The organism is Methyloligella halotolerans (assembly GCF_001708935.1).
Lineage (GTDB): Bacteria > Pseudomonadota > Alphaproteobacteria > Rhizobiales > Methyloligellaceae > Methyloligella > Methyloligella halotolerans.
The window spans coordinates 18,020-44,178 of the sequence record NZ_MASI01000002.1; the positions used below are offsets into that span (position 1 = coordinate 18,020).

19 protein-coding genes and 1 pseudogene are annotated in these 26,159 nt (G+C 65.5%); 15 read left to right on the forward strand and 5 right to left on the reverse strand.

Translation table 11 applies throughout. The annotated features are described in order from the left end of the window. Positions 1-160 precede the first annotated feature (160 nt). Positions 161-1,843 (forward strand): FAD-dependent oxidoreductase, encoded by a 1,683-nt coding sequence (locus A7A08_RS04405; RefSeq protein WP_069094339.1) that lies wholly within the window; start codon positions 161-163, stop codon positions 1,841-1,843. A 226-nt stretch (positions 1,844-2,069) separates the two neighbouring features. Continuing rightward, positions 2,070-5,033, forward strand: coding sequence for a DNA polymerase I (polA, locus tag A7A08_RS04410; protein WP_069094340.1), 2,964 nt, complete (start codon positions 2,070-2,072; stop codon positions 5,031-5,033). Here polA and A7A08_RS04415 read toward each other — a convergent pair. Further along, positions 5,030-5,413 carry a hypothetical protein gene (locus tag A7A08_RS04415; RefSeq protein WP_141693842.1) on the reverse strand — a complete coding sequence of 128 codons (384 nt, stop codon included), beginning with the start codon at positions 5,411-5,413 and terminating at the stop codon, positions 5,030-5,032. The genes polA and A7A08_RS04415 overlap by 4 nt on opposite strands. A gap of 226 nt (positions 5,414-5,639) precedes the next feature. After that, positions 5,640-5,951: a hypothetical protein gene (locus A7A08_RS04420; RefSeq protein ID WP_141693843.1), complete on the reverse strand. Its 312-nt coding sequence runs from the start codon at positions 5,949-5,951 to the stop codon at positions 5,640-5,642. 303 nt (positions 5,952-6,254) lie between these two features. On the opposite strand from A7A08_RS04420, the gene A7A08_RS04425 reads away from it, so the two are divergent. Next, positions 6,255-6,722, forward strand: a complete 468-nt coding sequence (locus A7A08_RS04425; RefSeq protein WP_069094343.1) for a COG4315 family predicted lipoprotein — start codon at positions 6,255-6,257, stop codon at positions 6,720-6,722. Between the two features lie 154 nt (positions 6,723-6,876). On the opposite strand, the gene A7A08_RS04430 is transcribed toward A7A08_RS04425, so the two are convergent. Together A7A08_RS04430 and A7A08_RS04435 are read right to left on the reverse strand one after the other, a co-directional pair. Further along, a complete protein-coding gene (locus A7A08_RS04430) occupies positions 6,877-8,376 on the reverse strand; it encodes a gamma-glutamyltransferase family protein (RefSeq protein WP_069094344.1) in 1,500 nt (499 codons plus the stop codon). Positions 8,377-8,398: 22 nt separating this feature from the next. Next, on the reverse strand, positions 8,399-9,139 hold the full coding sequence (locus tag A7A08_RS04435; RefSeq protein ID WP_069094345.1) for a HugZ family pyridoxamine 5'-phosphate oxidase: 741 nt from the start codon (positions 9,137-9,139) through the stop codon (positions 8,399-8,401). Positions 9,140-9,291: 152 nt separating this feature from the next. Between A7A08_RS04435 and A7A08_RS04440 the strand changes: the two genes are divergently transcribed. From A7A08_RS04440 to A7A08_RS04460, 5 genes and pseudogenes are all read left to right on the forward strand, one after another. Then, positions 9,292-9,987, forward strand: a complete 696-nt coding sequence (locus A7A08_RS04440) for a response regulator transcription factor (RefSeq protein ID WP_069094346.1) — start codon at positions 9,292-9,294, stop codon at positions 9,985-9,987. A 20-nt stretch (positions 9,988-10,007) separates the two neighbouring features. Beyond that, positions 10,008-11,826: pseudogene (locus tag A7A08_RS04445) on the forward strand (stimulus-sensing domain-containing protein). Between the two features lie 24 nt (positions 11,827-11,850). Then, a complete protein-coding gene (locus A7A08_RS04450; RefSeq protein WP_245290814.1) occupies positions 11,851-12,363 on the forward strand; it encodes an HPr kinase/phosphorylase in 513 nt (170 codons plus the stop codon). 76 nt (positions 12,364-12,439) lie between these two features. Continuing rightward, complete coding sequence (locus tag A7A08_RS04455; protein ID WP_069094348.1) at positions 12,440-12,841, forward strand: PTS sugar transporter subunit IIA; 402 nt, start codon at positions 12,440-12,442, stop codon at positions 12,839-12,841. Positions 12,842-12,848: 7 nt separating this feature from the next. Further along, positions 12,849-13,157: an HPr family phosphocarrier protein gene (locus A7A08_RS04460; RefSeq protein ID WP_245290815.1), complete on the forward strand. Its 309-nt coding sequence runs from the start codon at positions 12,849-12,851 to the stop codon at positions 13,155-13,157. Between the two features lie 3 nt (positions 13,158-13,160). On the opposite strand, the gene A7A08_RS04465 is transcribed toward A7A08_RS04460, so the two are convergent. Next, complete coding sequence (locus tag A7A08_RS04465) at positions 13,161-13,856, reverse strand: VIT1/CCC1 transporter family protein (protein ID WP_069094659.1); 696 nt, start codon at positions 13,854-13,856, stop codon at positions 13,161-13,163. A gap of 280 nt (positions 13,857-14,136) precedes the next feature. Here A7A08_RS04465 and A7A08_RS04470 point away from each other — a divergent pair, with 280 nt between their 5' ends. The 7 genes from A7A08_RS04470 to addB all read left to right on the forward strand — a co-directional run bounded on the left by A7A08_RS04470 (position 14,137) and on the right by addB (position 26,156). Next, positions 14,137-14,682 (forward strand): glyoxalase superfamily protein, encoded by a 546-nt coding sequence (locus tag A7A08_RS04470; RefSeq protein WP_069094349.1) that lies wholly within the window; start codon positions 14,137-14,139, stop codon positions 14,680-14,682. Positions 14,683-14,977: 295 nt separating this feature from the next. Then, positions 14,978-16,366: an adenosylhomocysteinase gene (gene ahcY / locus A7A08_RS04475; RefSeq protein WP_069094350.1), complete on the forward strand. Its 1,389-nt coding sequence runs from the start codon at positions 14,978-14,980 to the stop codon at positions 16,364-16,366. Between the two features lie 110 nt (positions 16,367-16,476). Continuing rightward, positions 16,477-18,108 carry an outer membrane beta-barrel protein gene (locus A7A08_RS04480; protein ID WP_083226451.1) on the forward strand — a complete coding sequence of 544 codons (1,632 nt, stop codon included), beginning with the start codon at positions 16,477-16,479 and terminating at the stop codon, positions 18,106-18,108. A gap of 293 nt (positions 18,109-18,401) precedes the next feature. Next, the gene (locus A7A08_RS04485) at positions 18,402-20,849 is read left to right on the forward strand and encodes a sensor histidine kinase (protein ID WP_069094352.1); all 2,448 of its coding nucleotides are present in this window, start codon (positions 18,402-18,404) and stop codon (positions 20,847-20,849) included. Next, complete coding sequence (tsaE, locus tag A7A08_RS04490) at positions 20,846-22,378, forward strand: tRNA (adenosine(37)-N6)-threonylcarbamoyltransferase complex ATPase subunit type 1 TsaE (RefSeq protein ID WP_069094353.1); 1,533 nt, start codon at positions 20,846-20,848, stop codon at positions 22,376-22,378. The genes A7A08_RS04485 and tsaE overlap by 4 nt, the downstream gene beginning before the upstream one ends. A 33-nt stretch (positions 22,379-22,411) precedes the next feature. Beyond that, a complete protein-coding gene (locus tag A7A08_RS04495) occupies positions 22,412-23,113 on the forward strand; it encodes a nucleotidyltransferase family protein (RefSeq protein WP_069094354.1) in 702 nt (233 codons plus the stop codon). After that, positions 23,106-26,156: a double-strand break repair protein AddB gene (addB, locus tag A7A08_RS04500; protein WP_069094355.1), complete on the forward strand. Its 3,051-nt coding sequence runs from the start codon at positions 23,106-23,108 to the stop codon at positions 26,154-26,156. The genes A7A08_RS04495 and addB overlap by 8 nt, the downstream gene beginning before the upstream one ends. The last annotated feature ends 3 nt before the right edge of the window (positions 26,157-26,159 follow it).

Consider the following 26,159-nt stretch of genomic DNA (forward strand, 5'->3'; position numbering starts at 1 on the left):
GGAGGCCCAGCCTGAGGGACGGCTGGGCCTCTGTTCTTTCAACCACAGCGACATTGTTGCAGTGCAGCACGACTTGACGTGCACGGCCATAGGCGTACCTATCTGGACACGGTTGGGAGAAGCTATGCCCCGAGCGGTCGGGGCCAAATGGGATTGAGCTTTGGCTAAGACAGATTCGGCGAAGAAAAAGGTTCTGGTGCTGGGCGGTGGCTTTGGCGGCGTTTTCGCTGCGAAGTCCCTGGCGAAACGTGGCCGCGACACGGTCGATGTGGAGCTCGTCAACGGCACGAACTATTTCGTGTTTCAGCCCTTGTTGCCGGAGGTCGCTGCGGGCGGCATCCACTCCTCCGATGCCGTGGTGCCGCTGCGACAGCTCCTAACGGGCGTGCAGGTGCGGCAGGCCGAAGTGGCCGGCGTCGATTTCGCCAAGAAGTCGGTGATCGTCGTCCAGGGATCGAGCCGCATTCCTGTCGAGCTGACCTATGACGAGCTGATCATCTCCCTCGGCACGACGGTGGATCTCAGCCGCTTCCCGGGCCTGCCAGAACACGCGCTCACCATGAAGCAGGTGGCCGACGCCCATAAGCTGCGGAACCACGTGCTGTCCTGCCTGGAGATGGCGGATGTCGCCACCAGCCCGGCGCAGAAGCGCCAGCTGCTGACCTTCGTGGTGGTCGGCGCCGGCTTCTCGGGCGTGGAGACCGTGGGCGAGGTGAACGCGCTGATCCACCAGGCGGTCCGCTATTATCCCAATGTCACCAAGGACGACATCCGCGTACTCCTCGTGGAGTATGCCGACCGCATTCTGCCGACCTTCGCCGAGGACCTCGCCAACTACGCCGCGCGGCGCCTGAAGCTGGAAGGGATCGAGGTGATTACCGGCGTCGGCACGAAGTCGGCAACCTCCACCGCCGTGGAGCTGACCAACGGCGCGCTGATCCCCACCGGCACGATCGTCGCCACGATCGGCAACGGGCCGCGCCAGCTCGTCCAGGCGCTCGGCCTCGACATGAAATGGGGCCGCATCCAGGTGGACCGCGAGATGCGCGTGCCCGGGCTCGACCATGTCTGGGCGCTGGGCGACGTGGCCCTTATCCCGCTGGAGGACGAGCCGGGCGACGACCCGCAAGCCTACGCTCCGCAGACGGCCCAGTTCGCCGTGCGCGAAGGTCATCAGCTCGCCCTCAACCTGCTCGCCTCCGTCAAGGGCAACGACAAGAAGCTGAAGCCGTTCGCCTACAAGTCGAAGGGCTCGCTGGCCTCGCTCGGCACCACCAAGGCGGTGGCCGACGTGTACGGCTTCAAGCTCACCGGCTTCTTCGCGTGGCTGTTGTGGCGCGGCTTCTACCTCTCCTTCATCCCGGGCTTCCAGGCCAAGGCGCGGCTGCTGTTCACCTGGATCCTGAACGCGTTCATGCCGCCGAACCTGGTGCTGATCCAGGGCAACGCGCCGGCCACCCGCTACATCCACTATCGGAAGGGCGATGTGGTGTTCGAGCCGGGCATGATCCTGGACGGCTTCTATCTGGTGCTGTCGGGCAAGCTGAAGCTGAAGATCGACAACCCGGATACGGACGAGCATCTGGTGCGCGATCTCGGCCCCGGCGACCACGTCGGCGAGCGCATGATGGTGCGCCCGCTTCTCCGCACCGGCCTCGTCGAGGCGGTGGAGGACACCGAGGTGCTGTTCGTGGCGAAGAAGGATTTCCTCCGCTTCGCCCACGACTTCCCCGTGCTACGGAAATATTTCGAGAAATATATCGAGAAGAATTTCGGCGGCCAGGGCAAGAGCTTCGCGCCGCAAGGGTCCGAGCAGCAGCCCGAGATGGAAAAGTCGAACTAGGGAGACTCACCTCTCCCCGGCGGGTAGCGGTCGGCGCTGAAAGCGCCCGGTGAGGGGGATAAAGACTCGCTGACCTGGGCACCCCCTCACCCCAACCCTCTCCCCTGAGGGGAGAGGGAGCAGATTGCCCGGTCAGGCCGGGCAATGACAAGGTGTTTGCCGCATCGGCACCGCGCGCAAATCCGCCTGCTGACGGGGCGGGCGCGGCACCCTATATTCCCACTCCATGACCCTCATCGACAATGAAACGCCGGGCGCCGGCGGTACTGCCCACGCCAAGCCCGTGGCAAAGGGCGACCATGTCTATCTGGTCGACGGCTCGGGCTATATCTTCCGCGCCTATCACGCGCTTCCGCCTCTGACGCGCCCTTCCGACAGCCTGCCCATCGGGGCGGTGCACGGGTTCTGCGGCATGCTGTGGAAGCTCTTGCGCGATGCCGGCGAGCTGCAGCCGCCGACGCACCTGGCCGTCGTGTTCGACTATTCGGAGAAGACGTTCCGGAACGAGCTCTACAAGGACTACAAGGCCCACCGGCCGGACACGCCGGAGGATCTGATCCCGCAGTTCCCGCTGATCCGGGATGCGGTGAAGGCGTTCAACGTGGCCTGTATCGAGCAGAAGGGCTACGAGGCGGACGACATCATCGCGACCTATGCCTGCCAGGCCCATACGGCGGGCGCCGACGTCACCATCGTCTCGTCGGACAAGGACCTCATGCAGCTCGTGCGTCCGGGTATCCAGATGTACGACACCATGAAGAACAAGGTGATCGACGAAGAGGGCGTGATGGAGAAGTTCGGCGTGCCGCCCTCCAAGGTCATCGAGGTGCAGTCCCTGATCGGTGATACGACGGACAATGTGCCGGGCGTGCCGGGCATCGGGGTGAAGACGGCCGCGCTGCTCATCAACGAGTTCGGCGACCTGGAAACCCTCCTGCAGCGCGCCGACGAGATCAAGCAGAACAAGCGGCGGGAGAACCTCATCGCGTTCGCCGACCAGGCGCGGCTGTCTCACAAGCTGGTGACGCTCGATACGGATATGCCGCTGGAGGTGCCGCTGGACATGACGGCGGTGCGGACGCCCGATCCGGATGCGCTGACGAGTTTCATGCGGGAGATGGAGTTCACCACGCTTCTAAAGCGGGTCGCTGAAGGGCTTGGACACGAGCTGCCCGAGGGCGCCGTGCCCACCAAGCCTGCCCGCGGGGGCGCGGCCTACGATCATCCCCTACGCAAGAAAGCGGAAGGCGACGGCGGCATGGTCGCGCCGACCCGAGCCGGCGGCGAGGGCGGAACGCCGGCGCAGCTCGCCATGAACCGGGCGGAAGCGCTGTCGGCGATCCCTCTGGACCGAACCCAATACGAGACGGTGACCGACGCCGCCCGGCTGGAGGAACTGCTGACCGCTGCACGGGATTGCGGCCATCTCGCTTTCCGCGTGAAGCTCGACGAGCAGATCGCCATGCAGGGGACCCTGACCGGTGTTGCGCTCTCCCTGGAGCCGGGCAAGGCGGCCTACGTGCCGCTGGGTCACAGGGCGGAAGACGGGCTGGAGCTTTCCGGGGCGGCGCCCGACCAGATCGATCTGCGCACGGCGATCGGCCTCCTGAAGCCGATCCTGGAAGACGACAGCGTCCTCAAGATCGTTTCCAATGCAAAGTTCGACATGATTGCGCTCCGGCGCTACGGGATCGAACTTAGCGGCTACGACGATCCCTGCCTGATGTCCTATGCCCTCGATGCCGGACGCGCGAAGCACCTGCCCCACGAGCTTGCCGGCTCGCTTCTGACCCATACCTGCCTCACCCAGAAGGAGGTGATGGGGACGGGCAAGTCGGCGGTGAATTTCGATAAGGTCGCCATCGACAAGGCGACCGAATATGCGGGCGAGGAGACGGATATCGCGCTGCGGCTCTGGATGGTGCTGCGGCCCCGGCTGGCAGCGGAACATGTGACGACCGTCTACGAGACGCTGGAGCGTCCCATCGTGCCGGTGCTGGCGGAGATGGAAGCGGCCGGCGTGAAGGTCGATCGCGGCTTTCTCGGCAGCCTCTCGGGCAAGTTCGGCCAGGAGATCGCCCGGCTGGAGGAAGAGATCGAAGCTTCCGCGGGGGAGAAATTCAATATCGCCTCGCCCAAGCAGCTCGGCGAGATCCTGTTCGACAAGATGAGCCTGCCCGGCGGCAAGAAGACGAAGACCGGCGCCTGGTCCACCGACGCGTCGATCCTGGAGGAGCTGGCGGCCGGGGGCCACGAGCTGCCCCAGATGATCCTGGACTGGCGCCAGATCGCCAAGCTGAAGAGCACCTATACGGATGCGCTGCCCGGCTACATCAATGGCGAGACGGGGCGCGTCCATACCTCCTATGCGCTGGCCGCGACCACCACGGGGCGGCTCTCAAGCCAGGACCCGAACCTGCAGAATATTCCGGTGCGGACCGAAGAGGGGCGCGCGATCCGCAAGGCCTTCATCGCAGAGCCGGGCAAGGTGCTGATCTCGGCCGACTACAGCCAGATCGAGCTGCGGGTGCTCGCCCATATGGCGGAGATCCCCGCCCTCACCCAGGCCTTCGCCGATGATCTCGACATCCACGCCATGACGGCGTCCGAGATGTTCGGCGTGCCCATCGAAGGCATGGATCCGAACACCCGGCGCAAGGCCAAGGCGATCAATTTCGGAATCATCTACGGTATCTCGGCCTTCGGGCTCGCCAACCAGCTCGGCATCCCGCGAGGCGAGGCGGCGGACTACATCAACACCTATTTCGAGCGCTTCCCGGGCATCAAGGACTACATGGAGGAGATGAAGGCGGAGTGCCGGCGGACGGGCTACGTCACCACCATCTTCGGCCGTAAGGCGCACTACCCCGAGATCAACACGAAGAACCCTTCACTCCGGGGGAATTTCGAGCGGGCGGCCATCAACGCGCCGATCCAGGGCTCGGCCGCCGACATCATCCGACGCGCCATGATCAAGATGGCGGCGGCGCTGGAGGAGGCGGGGGTGCATGCGCGCATGCTGATGCAGGTGCATGACGAGCTGGTCTTCGAGGTGGACGAAGCGGAAGCGGAGAAGACCATGGAGATCGCCAAGCAGGTGATGTCCCGCGCCGCCGAGCCCCTGGTGCAGCTCAAAGTGCCGCTAAAGGTCGATGCCCGCGCCGGCGCGAACTGGGAGGCGGCGCATTAAATCGTAATCGGCATGCCTTCCGCCGCGCAGATTTCCAGAAGGATGTGTTCCCGGTTCGGCGTGGCGAGGTCTATGTCGGGCTTCCCGCTCGTGGGTCGCATCATGGCGAAGGCGCGCCAGCCCTGACCGGAACGGACCAGGCCGCAGCTCTGGATGCCGCCTTGGGCGGTGAGCGAGAGCACCTTGCCGAGTTCCGGCTGGCGACCGCCCAGAACCGGCCTCAAGGTAGCCGCGATGTGGGCGCGTTCCTCGGCGTCGGGCGTATAGACCTGGCCGTGCGGATGGGTGATCCGGGGCGGATGATACGGCGCCGCGGGCTCGTCAGGGATGGCGCAGGCGGCGAGCGTCCCGCAAAGCATGAAAACGACCAGCAATCGCATGGGCCAACTGTCCCCCTTCCCCTGCCGAGAGGATAGCGGTGCGGGACTGAAGAGATGATTACCTTCTCCCGAATGGGGAGAGAAACAGCGCCCGGCCGTCATCCCTGCGAAAGCAGGGATCCAGTAGCCCTGTCGCGCTAACCAGGCGAGCGCGGTGGTTACTGGATTGCCTGGTCGAGCCGGGCAATGACTGCGTGAGCATGGAGGAGCGCGCGCGTTATTCCTCCTAATCCTCCAGCGCCAGGCCGTGGGAGCGGCAGCGGGCCATGAGGGCCTCTTCCTGGCCCGGCTTACTGATGTTCATCCGCGAGTTGCCCTGGGGCGTCACGGTGAACTCGAAGATGGACCATTGGGTCTGGCGGCCCGATCCCTCGATGGCGTGGACCATGCCGCAGGAATAGCTGCCGCCGCCCGGCACCAGCGCGAAGAGGGCCTTGCCGATCTCGGGCCGCATGTCCTTGGGGATCTGCATCTGGATATTACGCATGAGGATCGCGCGCTCCCGCTCCGTCGCGGGATGGCCTGACAGGCGCGGCATCGCGGGCTCATCCGGCGGCGGCTCGGGCGCCGTAGCGCAGCCCGCCAGCGCGAAGCAAAGCAGCAGGGCCAAACCTGCGCCGGTTATGTGACGATATCCCCCCACAATGCCTGTGACACTAGCTGGGTTCTGCGCCAGCGCAATGGGCCGGAGAAGCATTCCCAGCCGGCCATGGCGACATTCGCAAAAAATTTGGCAAGAGCCACGCTGGCGGTAACGCGCGGAAATTCCTAGGGTTGCCGGACGGAACAGGTGCGGAAGGCTGGGCGTCTATTCCCTTTATGATCTTTCAGGAGCGACACTATGCGTATCGGATTTCTTGCACTAATCGTCAGCGCGCTTTTCCTCGGTGTTCCCGCCCATGCGGCGGACGGCACCGTCACGCTTAAGGAGAGCGAGAACTTCGGCAAGTATCTCGCCGACGGCGACGGGCGGCCGCTCTACCTCTTCACCACCGACACCCAGGGCAAGGGCGATTCCAAGCCCGCCAGCAGCTGCGAGGCGGACTGCCTGAAGGCCTGGCCGCCCTATATCGTGAAGAAGGCTCCCGAAGCGGGCGAGGGCGTGAATGCGGACCTGATCGGCGTGATGGAGAGCGAAGGTTCTTCCCAGGTCACCTATAACGGCTGGCCGCTCTATTACTTCATCAAGGATGAGGGCAAGGATGCGCCCCAGGGCCAGGACAAGCATGGCTTCGGCGGCGAGTGGTATCTGCTGACCGCCGATGGCGAGAAGGTGCACGAGGAAGGCGGAGAGCACGACCAAGATTAGTGGCGGCGCTCGACATTTCCAATCGAGCGGATCACGCTCGCCAAGCATAACGCCGGATCATCCTGAGGCGCCCGGCCGGCCTTCGAAGCCCAGCTTTCGGGCACCTCAGGATGACGGCCGGGCCTCAAATCAGGCGTGGCCCTGGTCTGAAATCTCAAACAATCACGCTGTCGCCGCCCCGGCGGGGATCGCCCGCCCCCTCCAGCGATCCGTCCGGATGACGGCGGGCGGCGTGGACACCCCCGAAGAAAAGGTTGCGCTCGGGCCAGGCGTGAACCTCGGACGCTTCCTGCAACGCCTCCCCCATATCCAGCCCCGGCTCATAGCTGAGCTTGCCGGATTTCTCCACGTGCATACGAGGCGCGCAGACGGCCGTTTCCAAATCCATGCCGTGCTCGACGAGATTCAGCGCGACCTGGAGGATGGCGGTGCGGATTCGGTTGGACCCGCCGGTGCCGAGCGCCGTGACGGTTCCGTCGGCCTCGGAGATGATGGTCGGCGCCATCATGGAGGAGAGCCGGACGCCTTCGCGCCACCGGCCAACGCCGTCAGGTGAAAGGTCTTCCTCGCCCAGCATATTGTTCAGCATGAAGCCGTGATTACCCACCATGTGGCCGTTGCCCTCGCCGTTGGAGAGGCTAACGGCGGCCGCATTCCCCTCCGCGTCGATGACGCTGATATGGGTTGTGCCGCGATAGGCCGGCGGGTGAGCGGCGAGTTGGGCGAATTCGTCATCCAGCGCGCCACCGCGGAGACGATCCGCAAGACCCTCGCCATGGCGCCGCCGCGCATCATTGGTGGCCGCCAGGGCGCGGAAGAGGTGGAGCGTGTCGGATCGCTCGTCGTCCAGAGCTTCCAGCACGCCGAGGCCGTAGGCGATCAGAGCGCCGCTAGCGGCGGGCGGCGGATTAAGGGCAAGAGCGCCACCGCGATGACGCCAGATCAGTGGGTCGCGCTCGACCACGCGGTAAGCGGCAAGGTCCTCCTTGGTAAGGTGACCGCCATGCTCCTTGCACTGGGCGCAGATGGCCTGACCGACCTCACCCTCGGCGAAGAGCGAAGGTCCCTCCTCCACCAGGCGTTCGAAGGTCTCAGCGAGACCGAGATTCCGCAGAAGATCGCCTTCCCGCAGGAGATGACCTTCCGGCGCAAAGATCGCCCGCGCGCTTTCCGACGCGCTGAGGATCGGGGCGACGACGTCGAAGAGATAGGTCTGGAATCGTGTGAGCCGCATACCGTCCCGCGCCGTCTCGATCGCGGGAGCGAAGAGCCTGGCGATGGGCACGCTGCCCAGCGCCTCGTGGATGGCGAATAGCCCCGGCACCTGGCCGGGCGTTGCGGTTGTGCCCAGTCCGATATGGAATTCCTGGGTGACGGGGCCGAAATCGGCAAGGATCGCCTCGACGGAGACCTCGGAGTCGGGGCGCCTCCGCAGCGGCGTCTCGACGAAGAAGTCGTAGAGGGCCGTCTCGCCGCCGGCCCGGCGCGCCATGAGGAAGCCGCCGCCCCCCAACGACGTGAGCACCGGCTCGGCGACGGTCGCCATGGCGATGGCGGCAATGGCGGCATCGAAGGCGTTGCCGCCCTCGGCCAGGATTCCGGCGGCGGCTTCGGCCGTCAGCCGATGGCCGGCCGCGACAACGCCTCGAGTCATGACGCCTCGGCGGATACGCCCATCACGCCGCTTTGGCGCGGGCGCGCTGAGCCAGGTTCACCAGGCCCTTATGCACGTCCTCGGGCACCTTGGCGGGCTCGTCGAACGGAAGCCGGATGACCTTGCCTTCGAGCTGCAGGTCGCAGCCTTCCGAATCGCAGGAGACCATGCGCCAATGGCCCGGCTCAGCCCCCAGGAGCTGGGTCGCATAGAGCTCAATGGCGTCGGCATGGTCCTCGTTCATATGGGAGATAATGCCCTCTTCGGAATCGAAGAGCGCCTTGAGGTTATGGGTATCGGTGAGAAGCTCGTCGGGCGAGAAATCGAGGATCCTGCCGAAGCCGCCGATATAGTGGGCGCCCTTGGGAACGAGCCGCCAGAAGCCGAAATCGTTGAAGCCGGCATAGCCAGCCGACGATGCGTGGCGTGCAACGAAGCGCTTCGCCACGAGTTCCTCATCGACAGGCTCGGCCACGCCCTGGATAGATACCCGTGCGCCTTCCAGCGGATTGCCGAGACCGTCCGTGCCGTCGATCAGAACCGAGGCGCGCGGATTTGCCACCAGGTTCTTGGTGTGGCGCGCCAAGGTCGAAATGAGAAAGGTAGGGCAGCCTTGTGGATCGGTCGCCAACGTCACCAGCGAAGCATAGGGGCCGCCGGTCTCCGCATCCATGGTTGCCAGAGCGCCTTTCAGGGCGCGGCGGAGAAGAGAACGGGCATCGGCTGCGAGTTCGGCACGGCTCGGGTTATCGTCGGTAGACATATTTACTTGCACCACAATGATCTATATTGAATTCCCACAAATTGGCGGCGCTGATAGCGCCCCTATGCTGCCATAATTAAGAGCAGCCTTGCGCCCCACAGACATATTCGCTGAAACGCTCAGGACGGGCGAAAGCCCTAAAGGCTATCTCAATGCCAACGATCGCACTTGTTGACGACGACCGGAACATTCTCACTTCCCTGCGCATGGTTCTCGAGGCGGAGGGGTATAAGACACAGACTTATAATGACGGCGCAAGTGCGCTGGACGGTCTGTCCGAAAACCCGCCGGATCTCGCCATCCTAGACATCAAGATGCCCCGCATGGACGGCATGGAGCTGCTGCGCCGCCTGCGTCAGCGGAGTGAATTGCCGGTCATCTTCCTGACGTCCAAGGACGAGGAGATCGACGAACTGTTCGGCCTGAAGATGGGCGCCGACGACTTCATCCGGAAGCCCTTCCCCCAGCGCCTGCTTGTGGAGCGCGTGAAGGCGGTGCTGCGCAGAGCCGCACCGCGGGACAGCGCGACCTTGGCCGAAGACAAATCCAAGGTGCTCGAGCGCGGCAAGCTCCGCATGGACCCGGAGCGCCATACTTGCGTATGGGACGACCATCCGGTCACGCTCACGGTGACCGAGTTCCTTATCCTGCAGAGCCTGGCCCAGCGTCCCGGCGTGGTGAAAAGCCGCGATGCGCTGATGGATGCGGCCTATGACGATCAGGTCTATGTCGACGACCGGACCATCGACAGCCACATCAAGCGGCTGCGCAAGAAGTTCAAAGCCGTGGACACAGATTTCGACGTTATCGAAACGCTTTACGGCGTAGGATACCGCTTCAAAGAGTAGTCCGGACTTAAGGGAGCGCGATGACCGCCGAGGCCGATAGGTCCTGGCCCGAGACGGAATCTCGGGGCCGGTTGCAGCGGTGGCGTACGGCGTTTGCCGCGAGGGCCCGCCAAGGCTGGCGGTGGCTGCGCAGCCTGCCGCTGCTCCGCTACGGCTTTCCGAGCCTGACCCGCCGGATCGTCGTGCTGAACCTCATCGGTTTGGCGATCCTGGTCTCGGGTATCCTCTATCTCAATCAGTTCCGCGCCGGCCTGATCGATGCCCGGGTGCAAAGCCTGCTGACCCAGGGCGAGATCATCGCGGGGCGCCTTGGCCGCGTCCGCCGGCATCGACACGGATCAGGTGCAGCTCGATCCGGAGCGGCTGCTCGAGCTGGAATCGGGCCAGGCCAGCAACCTGGACGACGAGGCGCTGAGCGGTCCGCTGGAGTTCACCATCGACCCGGAACAGGCCGCGCCGATCCTGCGGCGCCTGGTCAAGCCTACGGGCTCCCGCGCGCGCATCTATAATCGCGATGGCGCGCTGATCCTCGATTCCGACATGTTCTACAGCCGCGGCCAGGTGCTGCGCTACGATCTGCCGCCCCCGAGCGCGGAGGAGCCGGACGCGCTGACCTCGTTCTGGCGGGCGGTGAAGACGCGGCTTCGGCAATACGATCTGCCGCTTTACGAAGAGATCGGCGGCGACAACGGCAAGGCCTATCCTGAGGTCGCCGCGGCGCTGGGCGGGACGCCGGTGCCCATCGTTCGGGTGAACGACAAGGGCGAGTTGGTGGTTTCCGTGGCCGTGCCGGTGCAGCGCATGCGCGCGGTGCTGGGCGTGCTGCTGCTCTCGACCCGCGGCGGCGATATCGACAACATCGTCGCGGCGGAGCGCTGGGGTATCGTGCGGGTGTCCCTGTTCGCGGCGGCCGTGACCGTGATCCTTTCCATCATCCTTGCCAACACCATCGCCGGGCCCGTGCAGCGGCTCGCGGCGGCGGCGGAGCGGGTGCGCCACAGCGTGAAGGCGCGGACGCAGATCCCGGACTTCACCAGCCGGCGGGACGAGATCGGCCATCTCTCGGGCACGCTGCGCGACATGACCAACGCGCTCTATAAGCGGATCGACGCGATCGAGAACTTCGCGGCCGACGTGGCGCACGAGCTGAAGAATCCGCTCACCTCGTTGCGGTCGGCGGTCGAGACCCTGCCCCTGGTGAAGACCGAGGAGGAGCAGGCACGGCTGCATGAGATCATCCAGCAGGATATCGGCCGGCTGGACCGGCTGATCAGCGACATCTCCGACGCCTCGCGCCTCGATGCCGAGCTCGCCCGCGAGGACCTGATCGACGTCGATATGGCGGAGCTGCTGCGCACCACCGTCTCGCTGTTCAATGACATTCACAGGGACGACGTGCCCGAGGTGGTGCTGAACATCGCCTTCAGCCCGGGCAAGGCCCCCTATGTCGTCGAAGGCCACGACAGCCGGCTGAGCCAAGTGATCGTGAACCTCCTGGAGAACGCCATCTCGTTCTCGCCGCCTAAAGGCCAGGTCCGGGTGTTCGCCAAGCGTCAGGGCAAGACGATCGAGATCGCCATCGAGGATGAAGGACCCGGCATTCCTGAGGAAAATCTGGAACGCGTGTTCGAGCGCTTCTATACGGATCGGCCGGAGCAGTATTTCGGTCAGAATTCCGGCCTCGGCCTCAACATCTCGCGGCAGATCATCCAGGCCCATAACGGTAAGATCTGGGCGGAGAACCGACCCCTGAACTGGCGGGACCAGGCGGATCCGAACACCGAACGCACCAGCGGCGGCGCGCGCTTCGTGATCCAGCTCCCCGCAGCCAACGTTTAATTTCGCAACCGTTCGAGGATTCCATTGGACCGTTCAGGCGGATCGAACCGCGGCGAATCGAACCTGGAGCCGCTGGACCGCGGCGAACTGCTGCACGGTACATGCGTCGCCTTCGGACAGGACGCGATCCTGCTTCGCGGCCGCTCCGGCGCGGGTAAATCCGACCTCGCGCTCCGCTGTCTGGCTTTGCAGGATCCGGAGAATCCGCCCATGCTCGTTGCCGACGATCAGGTGCGCGTTGCCGCAGGAGCGGACGGCTCGGTCACCGCACGGCCACCGGAGCGGCTCGCCGGCAAGATGGAAGTGCGCGGGCTGGGGATCATCGAGACGCCCTATTTGGCGCAAGCCCGTCTCGTGGTGGTCTGCGATCTGGTGCCGGAGGAGGAGGTGCCCCGTATGTTGCCGGAACAGCCGCAAACCGCCATGGTGGCAGGCGCCGCACTGCCCATTATCAAGCTCGCAGCCTTCCACGCTTCGTCTGCCATGAAGGTGAAGCTGGCCGTGCTGGCTGCGTCAGATTCACGCGTAGAGCGTTAGGAAGTCCCTTGCACACGCGCCCTCTGGCAAGAAAGATAGCGCCCCTTGAACCGGGGGCGGACGGAGATGGGGGAGCATGATCGGCGTCGTCGTCGTCACACACGGAAAGCTGGCCGAAGAGTTCCGCGCAGCGCTTGAGCATGTCGTGGGACCGCAAGAGCAGCTGGAGACGATTTGCATCGGACCTGAGGACGATCTCGACCGCAGACGGGACGAGATGCTGAAGATTCTCAGCCGGGTCGATTCAGGCTCCGGCGTGATCGTCCTGACCGACATGTTCGGCGGCTCGCCCTCGAACCTCGCGATCTCCGCCATGGAGCGGAAGAATGTCGAGGTGATCGCCGGGGTGAACCTGCCGATGCTGGTGAAGCTCGCATCGGTGCGCGGCGAGTGCGGCCTGGAAGAGGCCGTGCTCCAGGCGCAGGAGGCCGGCCGCAAATATATCAGCGTAGCCAGCCAGATCCTGGCGACGGACTGAGCCTGCCTTGACCAGCGATCGAGACATCAAGAAGCGCGGCAAGCTGTATACGGCCGAGGTGCTCATTCCCAACAAGAAGGGGCTGCATGCGCGCGCCTCGGCGCAATTCGTGCGGACGGCCTCGAAGTATCCGTCCTGCGAGGTGCGGGTCAGCCGCGAGGGCCACACGGTGGGCGGCACGTCCATCATGGGGCTGATGATGCTGGGGGCGGCGCAAGGCCAGACCGTCACGTTGGAGGCCGAAGGCGATCAAGCCCGCGAGGCCATGAACGCCCTGATCGATCTCATCGAGGACAAGTTCGGCGAAGGGGAGTAGCGGCTACACCGCCGTGCCCACGAGGCCGCCGATGAAATAGGTGGCGGCCATGGCGAGCGCCCCCCAGAACGTCACACGAAGTACCGACTTTCCGATGTCGGCGCCGCCTGCCCTGGCGCCGAGGTAGCCGAGGACGGCCAGGGTGAACAGCGAGCCGATGGCGACAACGATCGCGATGTAGCTCTCCGGGGTCACCACAACGAGAAGAAGCGGCGGCAAAGCGCCCGAGGTGAAGGTCGCCGCCGAGGTGAGCGCCGCCTGGATAGGCCGCGCCGTGGTGATCTCCGAGATGCCGAGCTCGTCGCGGGCGTGGGCTTCCAAGGCGTCCTTGGCCATGAGCTGCTTCGCCACTTCATGGGCGAGCTTCGGCTCAAGGCCACGGTCCACGTAGATCTCGGCCAGCTCTTCGGTCTCCGCTTCCGGCATCGCGGCCAGCTCGCGGCGCTCCCGGTCTAGGTCCGCGTTTTCCGTATCGGACTGGGAGCTGACGGAGACGTATTCGCCGGCGGCCATGGACATGGCGCCCGCCACCATCGCAGCGACGCCGGCAAGCAGGATCTCGCTCTTGCCCGACGAGGCGCCCGCGACGCCCAGAATCAGGCTCGCGGTGGAGATGATCCCGTCATTGGCGCCCAGCACGGCCGCGCGGAGCCAGCCGATGCGGGATACGAGATGGGTTTCGCCATGGGTTTTGCGCAAGGTACGGCCTTGCTGGTGGGGATCGATCTTGGTCGACGGATTGGACGGCATCTGCTCGGCTCCGGTTGCTCGCCTTTGAAGCATACTCCTTCGCCATTGCGCGGATATAGAGGACGTCATAATTTCGCGGACGGTCGATGCAGCCTGCCGCTCGCGCCCCGCACGGGGTTTGGTGAATGCATCCCACCACGAAGCCTTCGCACGATCCTTTCTTGACACGGCGAACGCGTCAGCAATGCGAGCCTGATCGAACATCGCCGGAGAGAAGGATTGATGCAGCATGGCTGACTCCGTTCAACGGCCTCTGGCCGACCCCAAAAGCATGGCAAAGCGCCTGCGAGCGGTGCTGGCCGAGCGGAATGTCGAAGTCTCCCACAGCGAGGCTCTCGAAGTCGTCGCCCGCCAGTTCGGTCTGGGAGACTGGAATGTGCTGGCAGCGCAGCTCGACGATGGGGCGGGTATCCGCTTCACCGAGACATGCCCGGTCCTTCGCATCTTCGACGAGGACAAGGCGAAGGAGTTCTACGTCGAGTTCCTCGGCTTCAATCTCGACTGGGAGCACCGCTTCGGGGACAACTTTCCCCTCTACGCCCAGGTCTCACGCGCCGGGCTCACGCTCCACCTATCGGGCCATCACGGCGACGGGACGCCGGGGTCGGGCGTGTTCGTCCGCATGCAGGGCGTGCGGCAATTCCAGGCCGAGCTGATCGCGAAGAACTACCGGCATATGAAGCCGGGGCTGGAAGGTGCCCCCTGGGGCCTCGTCACCTCGGTGACGGACCCCTTCAACAACCGTATCCATTTCTGCGAGGCGGAGGCCGAGTAGCCCCCCCCTCCTCCTGTCATCCCCGGCCCCGTGCCGGGGATCCGTAACCCCTGTCCCAGTGAAATAACGCGGGTCGGTGTTCATGGATGGCCGGGACAAGCCCGGCCATGACGATCGTTAGCGGCCGGGTCGAGCCGGGGGTGACGCATGGGGCGGGTCTAAAGGCCGACAATTTGCCCCATTTGGCCCCTAGCCTGCGACGGTGAGAGTGGATATATAAGGACTTCTTTATATCTTTATCGGCCGCCGACGGTCGAGTGACCGATCACCAAGTGAAACGAGTGGACGCCGCCAGATGAACTACTACGTCAAAGACATCGAGCTCGCCGATTGGGGCCGCAAGGAAATCGCCATCGCCGAGACGGAAATGCCCGGCCTGATGGCGGTGCGCGAGGAGTTTGGGAGTGCGCAGCCGCTGAAGGGCGCGCGCATTGCCGGCTGCCTGCATATGACCATCCAGACCGCCGTGCTGATCGAGAGCCTCAAGGCGCTGGGCGCGGATGTCCGCTGGGCATCGTGCAACATCTTCTCCACCCAGGACCATGCGGCCGCGGCCATCGCCGCCACGGGCACGCCGGTCTTTGCCCATAAGGGCGAGACCCTGGAAGAGTATTGGGATTACGTCGACCGGACCCTGGACTGGGGCAATGGCGAGACCGCAAATCTCATCCTGGACGACGGTGGCGACGCCACGCTGATGGTGATCTTGGGCGCACGCGCGGAGTCCGATGCTTCGCTGCTCGAAGATCCGGAGAACGAGGAAGAGCGCGTCCTCTACGAGACGATCAAGAAGCGTCTGGAGAAGGAGCCCGGCTTCTATTCCAAGGTGCGCGCCAACATGAAGGGCGTCTCGGAAGAGACAACCACCGGCGTGCATCGTCTCTACGACATGCAGAAGGAGGGCACGCTGCCCTTCCCGGCGATCAACGTGAACGACAGCGTCACCAAGTCGAAATTCGACAACCTCTATGGCTGCCGGGAAAGCCTGGTCGACGGCGTGAAGCGCGCCACCGACGTGATGCTGGCCGGCAAGATCGCCGTGGTCTGCGGCTATGGCGACGTGGGCAAGGGCTGCGCCGAGAGCCTGCGCGGCCAAGGCGCCCGCGTGACGGTCACCGAGATCGACCCGATCTGCGCTCTGCAGGCCTCCATGGAGGGCTATGAGGTCGCGACCATGGAGGACGTTGTCGAGAAGGGCGATATCTTCGTCACCGCGACCGGCAACGCCGATGTGATCACCACCGATCACATGAGCCAGATGAAGGACCGCGCCATCGTCTGCAATATCGGCCACTTCGATTCCGAGATTCAGGTCGCGGGCCTGCGGAACTACAAGTGGCACAATGTGAAGCCGCAGGTGGACGAGATCGAGTTCCCCGACGGCCACCGCATCATCCTGCTGGCCGAGGGCCGGCTGGTGAATCTCGGCTGCGCGACCGGCCATCCGAGCTTCGTCATGAGCGCCTCCTTCACCAACCAGGTGCTGGCGCAGATCGAGCTCTGGCAGAACAACGACAAGTACGAGAACAAGGTCTACGTGCTGCCGAAGCCGCTGGACGAGAAGGTGGCGGCGCTGCATTTGGGCCGGCTGGGCGCCAAGCTCACCAAGCTGACTGAGAAGCAGGCCAAATATATCGGCGTTCCTCAGGAAGGCCCCTACAAGCCCGAGCATTACCGCTACTAGGGCGTTTTCGTTACCCACAGGCTTACCGCCCATGCACGCTCCACGTTAGCGTGCATGGGCGAATCACCCCACAGTTTCCCTTGCTATTCATGGTCTTGGGGGACTGACCGATGGCGGGCCGCGCGGGAGCTTTGCTCTTCACATTGCTGTTGCCGATAGGCTTGGCGACGCCGGCGGTAGCCGAAACACCTCAGCCTTTCGACTGGACCGGCTTCTATCTCGGCTATCATACGGGCGGGGCGTTGGACCTCGCCGATGTGAGCGATCCGTTCGGCGCGCCCATCTTCGGCGACGAGGTGCGCAGCCCCGGCCCGATCCATGGCGGTCAGATCGGCTATAGCTGGCAGTCCGGCAGCTTCGTCTACGGGCTGGAAGCCGAGGCGAGCCTCGCCGATCTCGAAGGCACCAACTCCTGCTTCGCCTATAGCGGCTTCTATGTCAGCGCCAATTGCCGGCGGAAGATCGACGCCATGGGTACGCTCACGGCGCGGGCCGGCTTCCTGCTCGATCCGGACACCCTGGTCTACGGCAAGGCGGGTCTGGCCCTGGTCTATAGCGAGACCACCGCGGCACCGAACGCGGAGGCTGGCGCCGCGGTGCGCGACAGCGGCACGGATTTCGGCTGGACCGTGGGCGCTGGTATGGAAAGGGCCATCGGTGGCGGCTGGAGCCTGAAGGCCGAATACGCCTATCTCTCCTACGATGCCGACCTTTCGGCGCCGGCGAGCGTCGCCCAGGCCGCGCCGCCGAACGGTCCCTTCGGGGTCGTGGCCGGGGGGCCGAGCGGACTCTCCTCCGACCTCCATCAGGTGAAGCTCGGCGCCAATTACCGCTTCGGGCAGCCGGGCGATGTGGCGCTATTCCGCCCGGTCACCGAACCCGGCATGGCGCCGGGATACAGCCTGGAGGTGGGCGCGCGCTATACCTATGGCTGGGGCCAGTTCCACAAGGATCTCGGCCTCCAAGGAAAAGGCGATTACAGCCTCGCCTCACGGCTGACCTACGAGAACACCGACAGCAATGGGGGCGAGGTTTTCGCCCGGCTCGACACGCCATCGGGCGTCATGGTGAAAGGCGTGCTTGGCGGAGCGACCAGCGGCGGCAAGATGAACGACGAAGACTGGGACCTGCAGTTTCCGGCGGCCGCCATCCCCTATTCGAACACGGTCTCGACCGTCGACAACGAAATCAAATACGGCACCGTCGATGTCGGCTATGCCTGGTGGCGGGGTCAGCGCTATTCCATCGCGCCCTTCATCGGCTACAGCCAGTTCCGCCAGGACATGGACGCGGATGGGTGCCGTCAGATCGCCAATCCCAATTCGGATTGCGCGACCGAGATTCCGACCAGCGTTCTGGGGATCAGCGAGGACGATGTCTGGCACGCGCTGCGGCTGGGCAGCGCGGTGACTTTCGACGTGACCCAGCGGCTGACCTTCCAGGGGGAGGCGGCCTATCTTCCCTATGTCGATTTCGACGGGACCGACGACCACGTGTTGCGCAGCCTCGTCTCGCCGGAAAGCGGGCGCGGGATCGGCGTGCAGCTCGAAGCCACGCTGTCCTACGCACTCACGGACGCGTTCAGCCTGGGCGTGGGCGGGCGTTACTGGTCCATGTGGACCGAAACAGGGAACGTGAATTTCGGCGGCGACGGGATCATCATCCCGATGCGCTACGCCTCCGAACAGGCGCAGCTTCTTTTCCAGGGCTCCTACCGCTTTTCGACTGGAGGCGGCTCCTAAACCCCTCCTATGGCCCCTTACCGGCGCCCTTCCTCAGGCAACCGTTGCAGCTCTGCATCCGGTTAATGATTGCTTAACCCGATACGGTGTCCCGTGGTGGGCAAGAGTCATCGATGTGGATAAGCTACACGTGATTCGCCGACCCGCGCTGGCGGACCTGCACTTCCCCGTACATCGTTTTGCGCAGCGTTCAGCATTTCCGGCGTGGACGGCCAACTGGAGCTTACGCAATGCGGACCAATTGGGGGAGGGCTGCATCGGTGGCGGTATGTCCGCGGCACCTTTTTCCATCCGTGTTGCTGTCATCGAGCGCGCTGGCGGCCGTCAGTACCCGCGCGGCTGCGCAGGAGCTTGGCGGCAGCGCAGCGGGGCTTGATATTCGCCTGCTGCTCATTCTCGGCACGATGCTCGGCGTGATGGCCTTCGCCATCGGCACGGCGCTCTATGCCATGCGCACCACCCGTCAGTCCCGGGCGCGGGCCGAAGCTGCGATCAACGAAGCGGAGACCCTGCGAAGCCGGAAGATGCGGCTGGAATCGATCCTCGCCGCCGAACCGCAACTGCTCTTCGCGTGGACCGAAGCGCAAGCCCCGAAGCTGCTGATTGCCAACCTGCCGCAAAGCCTCGGCGTGCCGAGCGCCGCGGACGCCTTCATGCGGTTCTCCGAATGGCTGTCTGAAGACGGCGTGGACAGCCTGAAGGCGGCGATCGCCTCGCTGACCGAGACCGGACAGGGCTTCAATCTGATGCTGGCGACTCTCGCCGGCAAGCATATCGAGATCGACGGCCGTGCCGCAGGCCCGTGCGTCACCCTCAAGGTCCGCGACATCACAGGCCAACGTCTCGATATGGCGCGGGTGGGCGACCGGCACCGGTTGCTGGATGCGCAGATCGGGGCGTTGAAGTCCCTGCTCGATACACTGCCGGAACCCGCGTGGCTGCGCGGTCCGGACCGCAATCTGACCTGGGTCAACCAGGCCTACGCGGATGCAACGGACGCGAACGCCGCGACCCGCGTAGTGCAGGAGCAGATCGATATCCTGCCGCCCAACGACCGCAAGGCGGCCGAGAAAAGCCTGGCTCGGGCGGGCGAGTTCCGGGAGCAAATCCTGGTTTCCACCAGCCGGGGCGCCCAGCGCTATTCCGCGCAGGTGGTCGGCCGCGGCGGCGTTTCGGCCGGCATGGCGCGGGAGATCGCGGCAGAGCGGAAACCCCAGGCGAGCGCCGACGGCCGGTTGCGCGGTTTCGACCGCATGGCGACCGCCTTCGCCGTGTTCGATTCCGAGCAGCGGCTCGTCCATTTCAACCAGGCCTACGCCGATCTCTGGAAGCTCGACGCGGCATGGCTGGCTGACGGTCCGTTCGATGCGGAGATCCTCGACAAGCTGCGCTTCGCCCGTCAGCTTCCCGAAAAGGCCGATTACCGCGACTGGAAGCAAGGCTGGCTGGCCGTCTATGGCCGGGACGCCCAGTTCGATGACGAATGGCATCTTCCAGACGGACGCGCGCTTCATGTCGTGATCGACAGCGTCCCGGGCCGGGGCGTGACCTATCTTTACGAGGACGTCACCGAGCGCTTTGCCCTGGAGAGCCGCTATAACGAGCTGATCCAGGTGCAGCGCGAGACCATCGACACGCTTCGCGAAGGCGTGGCCGTGTTCTCCCAGGACGGCGCGCTGCGGCTCTACAACAAAGCTTTCGCCTCGATCTGGCGGCTCAATCCTCGCCAGCTCGACGGCGAGCCCCATATCGACGAGGTGATCGAGAGCTGCCGGGTGCTGCACGACGACCAGGAGGAATGGGCGCGGACCAAGGTCGCCGTGACCGCCATCACCTCAGAGCGCTATCCATATGAAAGCCAGTTCGACCGGGACGACGGCTGCGTGATCGCCGCGGCCGCTCTGCCCCTGCCCGACGGCGGAACGCTGCTGACCTATGTGGATGTGAGCGACTCGGTCCGTGCAGAACGCGCCCTGATCGAGAAGAACGAGGCGCTGGAGACGGCGGACCGGCTGAAGACCACCTTCATCCGCCACGTCTCCTACGAGCTGCGGACGCCGCTCACCAATATCGTCGGCTTCACCGATTTCCTGCTCGACGTCGCACGCGACCCGCTCTCCGACAAGCAGGCAGAATATCTCAACGACATCCGCTCCTCGGGCCGGACCCTGCGGACCATCATCGACGACATTCTGGACCTCGCCAGCATCGATGCCGGTGCGTTGCATCTTGAGAAGGACGGGGTCGACGTGCGCAAGGTCATCGCCTCCCTGGAGAGCGGGCTTGCAGGGCAGATGCAGCAGAACGGCGTGAAGCTCGCCGTCGAGATCGGCGAGGCTGTCGACAGGGTGACGGCGGACCGGCAGCGGCTATCCCAGATCCTTTATAATCTCCTGTCCAACGCCGTGAGCTTCTCGCCGAACGGCGGGACGGTGATGCTCAATTGCGACGACGACGACGGCATGATTCGCTTCCGGGTAAAGGATGAGGGGCCGGGCATTCCCGCCGAGATGCAGGAATCGATCTTCGAGCCCTTCGAAAGCCGGGCCTCGGGCGCCGGACGCCGCGGCGCGGGTCTCGGACTCGCCATCGTGAAAAGCCTCGTGGAGCTGCATGGCGGCCATATCGCGCTCCGCACCGGCACCGACCGGGGCACCGAGTTCCAGGTGTGGCTGCCCCGGGCGCCTCAAGACACCTCGGACGCCGCAGGCTCCGGTAGACATTCCAGCCTTGCGGGATGAGCGATACCGAATGGAAGCTTGAAGGGATCGATCTTGCGGGTCTCGACCGGCTGGCGCAGCTGATCGCGTTGTTTCTGCGGCCGGGGGATTTCGTCGGCCTAGAAGGGCCGCTCGGTGCCGGCAAGACGACATTCGCGCGGAGCCTGATCCTCAGGCTGGGCAGCACCGAGGAGGTGCAAAGTCCGACCTTCGGGCTGGTGCAGAGCTATGCGACACCGCGCTTCCCCGTGCATCACTGCGATTTCTATCGTCTCGGAGCCGGAGAGGCGGAGGAACTCGGCCTGGAGGACGCTCTCGCCGACGGCGTGGTGCTTGCCGAATGGCCCGAACGGGCGGAGCAGGACCTCGCCGACGATCGCCTGACCATCGGGTTTCACGAGACCGGGGATGCAGACACCCGTGATCTCGTCCTCACCGGCCGCGGAGGCTGGGCGCTCCGGCTCGCGCGGCTGAAGGACCTGGCTGCGTTTCTGGAGAGAACCGATTTTGCGACGGCCCAGCTCGAATTCGTCCAGGGAGACGCCTCCGCGCGCTCCTACGCGCGCGCGATTCTCTATAGCGGGGAAAGCGCGATCCTGATGAACGCGCCGGCCATGCCGGACGGTCCGCCGATCGCGGACGGCAAACCCTACAGCCAGCTCGTCCATCTGGCAGAGAACGTCATCCCTTTCGTTGCAGTCGGCGAGGCCTTGCGAGAGCGGGGCCTTTCGGCGCCGGAACTCTACGACGGCGATCTCGCTCAGGGATTCCTGCTGCTGGAGGATCTGGGCGACCGGGTGTTCACGCCGGCCTACTCCAGAGGCGACAGCCAGGCCGCGCTGATGCGCGAGGCCGTGGATGTGCTTCTGAAGCTCGGACAGACGCCGCCTTCGGGCCCGCTGCCTATTCCGGGAGGTCCGCCCTACACCTTGCCCCATTTCGATGCGGAAGCAATGCTGATCGAAGCCTCCCTGCTCATCGATTGGCTGTGGCGGGCGGTGCATGGCAGGGAGCCGGAAGCTGCCGAGCGCGAAGCCTATCTCGCGCTGTGGCGCCCTCTCCTGGAACAGATCGCGCCGGAGGATCCCGGATGGGTCCTGCGGGACTACCATTCGCCGAACCTTATCTGGCTGGAGGACCGCACGGGCGTGCAGCGGGTCGGCCTGCTCGACTATCAGGATGCGATGATCGGGCCGCTGGCCTACGACCTCGCCTCCCTGCTCCAGGACGCCCGGGTCGACGTACCGGCGGCACTGGAGGCGGAACTGCTCGATTACTACTGCGCCCGTCGGGACGACGCCGAACGGAGTTTCGCCACGGAAGACTTCTTGCGGGGCTATGCGGTCCTGGGTGCCCAGCGGGCCAGCAAGATCCTCGGCATCTTCGCGCGGCTGGCGGCGCGGGACGGGAAACGCCGCTATCTCGACCACATGCCCCGAGTGGCGCGCTATCTGGAGCGCAATCTGCACCACCCGGCTTTGTCGGAACTGCGATCGTGGTACAAGGATGCGCTTCCGGAGGCCGACCGGCTTCCGCCCCCTGGCCTTTGAGAGACCGATCCCGTGACCTCCGTCCCCAACGCCATGGTGCTCGCCGCAGGGCTGGGCACGCGCATGCGGCCCTTGAGCGATAGCCGGCCCAAGCCTCTGGTTCCGGTCGCCGGCAAGGCGCTGATCGACTATGTGCTGGACGGACTTGCGGCTTCTGGCGTGCGGCGCGCCGTGGTCAATGTCCACTACCTTGCGGACATCATCGAGGATCACCTGAAGGCCCGGCAGGGCGGCCCGGACATCGCCATATCAGATGAGCGGGACGTGCTGCTGGACACGGGCGGCGGCGTGAAGAAGGCGCTGCCGACACTCGGAGAAGGCCCCTTCTTTATCCACAATTCGGATGCGCTGTGGCGGGAGAACGGGCGTTCCGCCCTTAACGCGCTGGCCGCGCTGTGGGACCCTTCCCGCATGGATGCACTGCTTCTCCTGGCGGAGAGAGAGACGAGCCTCGGCTATCCCGGCAAGGGCGACTTCTTTCTCGACGATGACGGCCGGCTGACCCGCAGGGGCGATGCCCCGCTTGCCCCTCTGGTCTTCGCCGGCGTCTCGCTGTGCGACGCACGACTTTTCGAAGGCGCACCGAACGGTGCCTTCTCCCTCAACGTCCTCTGGGACCGGGCGCTCGAAGCGGGGCGCCTCTACGGTACGGCCCTCGATGGGGAATGGATGCATATCGGGACCCCGGATGCCGTGGCGCAGGCCGAAGCGCGGCTCGAGGATTCCGGTGGCTGAGCCGGCGCGCCAGCGCCCGCGCCTCTATTCCATACCGCCCTCGGCGCCCTTCCTTGAGACCCTGGCGAGAGCAATCCTGTCCGGCGACCTGCCGCATCCGGGCGGGGCGGCACCGGACCCGTTCGACCTGCCGTCGACGACCATCTATCTGCCGACCCGACGCGCGGCGCGTGGCTTGCGCGAAGCCTTTCTCGCGGCGGCCGGCGGCAAGACCCTGCTGTTGCCGCAGATTCGGGCCCTGGGCGATCCGGAGGAAGAGACGCTTCTGTTCAGCGCCGAGCTTGACGATGGCGAAGGGGTAGCAGGAAAGCCCGCGATCTCGAACCTGCAGCGGCGCTTTGCGCTGATGCAGCTGATCTTCGCCTGGGAGAGGAGCCTGCCCAAGGAGCCCGACCGCCCGCCTGGCATCACGCCGGCGCAGGCGTCGCATCTCGCCGACGATCTCGGCCGCTTCATGGACGAGGTCGGACGGGAGGAAGCCGATCTGTCGGATCTCGAAGCGCTGGTGCCGGAGGATCTCGCCGGCCATTGGGCCCAGACCATCGATTTCCTGACGATCGTTACCGAGCACTGGCCCAATTTTCTGGATGAGAACGGGCTCGTCTCGCCTGCGGAGCGGCGGCGCATTCTCATGGATCAGGAGGCTGCGCGGCTTGAAGCAATCGGCGATGCCCCAGTGATCGCGGCGGGCTCCACCGGCACGGTGCCGGCCACGGCGCGGCTGCTGCAGACCATCTCGACCCTGCCGAACGGGGCGGTGGTGCTGCCCGGATTGGATTTCAGTCTCGACGACGAAAGCTGGGAGGCGCTCGGACGTCATCCGGAGCATCCGCAAGCGGGCATGTGGGAGTTGCTTCGCCGGCTGGAACTGGAGCGGTCGGAGGTGGCGACGGTGCCCGGGGCGGACGCCGACGACGTTCAAAGTGCCCGCCTACGCCTGGTGAGCGAAGTGTTGCGCCCGGCCGAGACCACAGAGCGGTGGCAAGCGCTGGCGGGCGATGGAGGGATTGCGGACGCGCTGCAAGGCATCTCGCTGATCGAAGCGCCGGGCCCGCAGGACGAAGCGGAGGCTATCGCACTGATCCTGAGACACGCGGTGGAGGAGCCGGACCGCAAAGCCGCGCTCATCACGCCGGACCGTGCGCTGGCGAGGCGTGTCGCCGCGCGGGTACGCCAATTCGGCCTGGCCATCGACGATTCCGCCGGCACGCCCGTCACGCGCACCGTGCCGGGAGCGTTCCTGTCTCTGGTGCTGGAGGCGGCCCATGCGGATTTCGCACCGGCCGAGCTGATGGCGCTGCTAAAGCATCCTCTCACCCGTCTCGGACGAAGTGCGGGCGCCATGCGCATGGTGGCCCGCCTGCTGGAGCGGGCGGCGTTCCGGGACGTCTATCTCGGCCAAGGCTTTGCCGGCATCCGGGCCGCCGCCACCACGGAGCCGGAACGGCCCCACGCCGCGCGGCGGCTCAAGGGCGAGGAGATCGAGCGAGTCCTGGCGCTAGTGGATGAGCTGGAAGCCGCCTTCTCGCCGCTTGCCACCCTCGGCAAGGCGGCGAGCGCATCCGCCTATGCCGAGGCTCATGCCGCCGCGGCCGAAGCGCTGGCGATGGACGAAACGGGCAGCAGCGACCGGCTCTGGATGGGAGACGCCGGTGAGGCACTCTCCGTCTTCCTGCGCGACCTGATGGCGGAAGGGGGCGGAACCTCGCTTCGCGCGGCAGACTATCCCGCGTTCTATCGCAGCCTGCTCTCCGGCCAGGTGGTGCGGCCCGCGCGTGGCGCTCATCCCCGGCTGTTCATCTGGGGACCGCTGGAGGCGCGGCTTCAGCAAACCGATGTGGTGATCCTCGGCGGGTTGAACGAAGGCACATGGCCCAAGCCGCAGGAGCCGGGCCCCTGGCTCAATCGCGCCATGCGGGAGGCGCTCGGCCTGCCTGCGCCGGAGCGACGGGTTGGCCTCTCGGCGCACGACTTCGCCCAGAGCCTCGGGGCCAACCGCATCTATCTCACGCGGTCTCTCAAGGTGGACGGCGTACCGACCGTGCCGTCGCGCTGGGTGCAACGACTCACCGCGCTGACCCGGGCGATCTCTGCCGGTGACGGCTTAAGGCCCACCGACCCATGGACCGCCTGGGCCAAGATGCGGGACCACGTGGATGGGTTCGCACCCGTCGCGCAGCCCGCGCCACGCCCGCCGGTCGACGCTCGCCCGCGCCGGTTGAGCGTCAGCCGGATCGAGCGCTGGATCGCCAATCCCTACGATGTCTATGCGCGGGATATCCTCCGGCTGGAGCCTCTGCCGCCGCTGGGACAAACCGCCGATGCAGCGTTGCGCGGCAAGGTGGTTCACGCCGCTCTTTCGATCTTCGCCGAACGCTATCCCGACCGCCTGCCAGAGAATATTTCCGGCACGCTGACCGGAATTGCCGACGAGCTCTTCGCAGGGCTCGGTGGCGCGGCACGGATCGAAGCGTTCTGGCGGCCGCATTTCGAGAACTTCGCGCGCTGGTTCGCGGAGACCGAACCGCTTCGGAGAGAGGGCGCGATCGAGATCGTCAGCGAGGTGCGCGGGGCGCTTCGTCTGGACGCGTTGGATTTCGAGCTGACGGCGCGGGCCGACAGGATCGATATACTCGATGACGGCACGCTGGCCATCTACGACTACAAGACGGGCAGCCCGCCAGCGCCCTCGGCCGTCGACGGGATGCATGCCCCGCAGCTTCCCCTGGAGGCTGCGATCGCGCGCCTCGCGGGCTTCGGCGAGATCGGCCCCCGTCCCGTCTCGGCCTTACGCTACATCCAAGCTTCGGGACGTCGCGATGGCGGCGAAGAGCGCGAGGCCGGCCAGCAGACGCCCGACGCCCTTGCCGATGAGGCCATGGCGGCGCTCGCGGGGCTGGTGAAGGAATTCGACGATGCCGCCCGTGCCTATGAGGCGATGCGGCGGAGCGGCACCTATTTCGGCGGCGCCTATCGCTACGACGACTTTGCCCAGCTCGCCCGGGTGGACGAGTGGGGCAATGCCGGCGGGGAGGGGGAGTAGCGA

What these genes read in the sequence shown, in the direction of transcription:
- polA (WP_069094340.1), top strand. Translation starts at nt 2,070, where the DNA reads ATGACCCTCATCGACAATGAAACGCCGGGCGCCGGCGGTACTGCCCAC.
- A7A08_RS04415 (WP_141693842.1), bottom strand. Translation starts at nt 5,413, where the DNA reads ATGCGATTGCTGGTCGTTTTCATGCTTTGCGGGACGCTCGCCGCCTGC.
- A7A08_RS04420 (WP_141693843.1), bottom strand. Translation starts at nt 5,951, where the DNA reads ATGCCGCGCCTGTCAGGCCATCCCGCGACGGAGCGGGAGCGCGCGATC.
- A7A08_RS04425 (WP_069094343.1), top strand. Translation starts at nt 6,255, where the DNA reads ATGCGTATCGGATTTCTTGCACTAATCGTCAGCGCGCTTTTCCTCGGT.
- A7A08_RS04430 (WP_069094344.1), bottom strand. Translation starts at nt 8,376, where the DNA reads ATGACTCGAGGCGTTGTCGCGGCCGGCCATCGGCTGACGGCCGAAGCC.
- A7A08_RS04435 (WP_069094345.1), bottom strand. Translation starts at nt 9,139, where the DNA reads ATGTCTACCGACGATAACCCGAGCCGTGCCGAACTCGCAGCCGATGCC.
- A7A08_RS04440 (WP_069094346.1), top strand. Translation starts at nt 9,292, where the DNA reads ATGCCAACGATCGCACTTGTTGACGACGACCGGAACATTCTCACTTCC.
- A7A08_RS04455 (WP_069094348.1), top strand. Translation starts at nt 12,440, where the DNA reads ATGATCGGCGTCGTCGTCGTCACACACGGAAAGCTGGCCGAAGAGTTC.
- A7A08_RS04470 (WP_069094349.1), top strand. Translation starts at nt 14,137, where the DNA reads ATGGCTGACTCCGTTCAACGGCCTCTGGCCGACCCCAAAAGCATGGCA.
- ahcY (WP_069094350.1), top strand. Translation starts at nt 14,978, where the DNA reads ATGAACTACTACGTCAAAGACATCGAGCTCGCCGATTGGGGCCGCAAG.
- A7A08_RS04480 (WP_083226451.1), top strand. Translation starts at nt 16,477, where the DNA reads ATGGCGGGCCGCGCGGGAGCTTTGCTCTTCACATTGCTGTTGCCGATA.
- tsaE (WP_069094353.1), top strand. Translation starts at nt 20,846, where the DNA reads ATGAGCGATACCGAATGGAAGCTTGAAGGGATCGATCTTGCGGGTCTC.
- A7A08_RS04495 (WP_069094354.1), top strand. Translation starts at nt 22,412, where the DNA reads ATGGTGCTCGCCGCAGGGCTGGGCACGCGCATGCGGCCCTTGAGCGAT.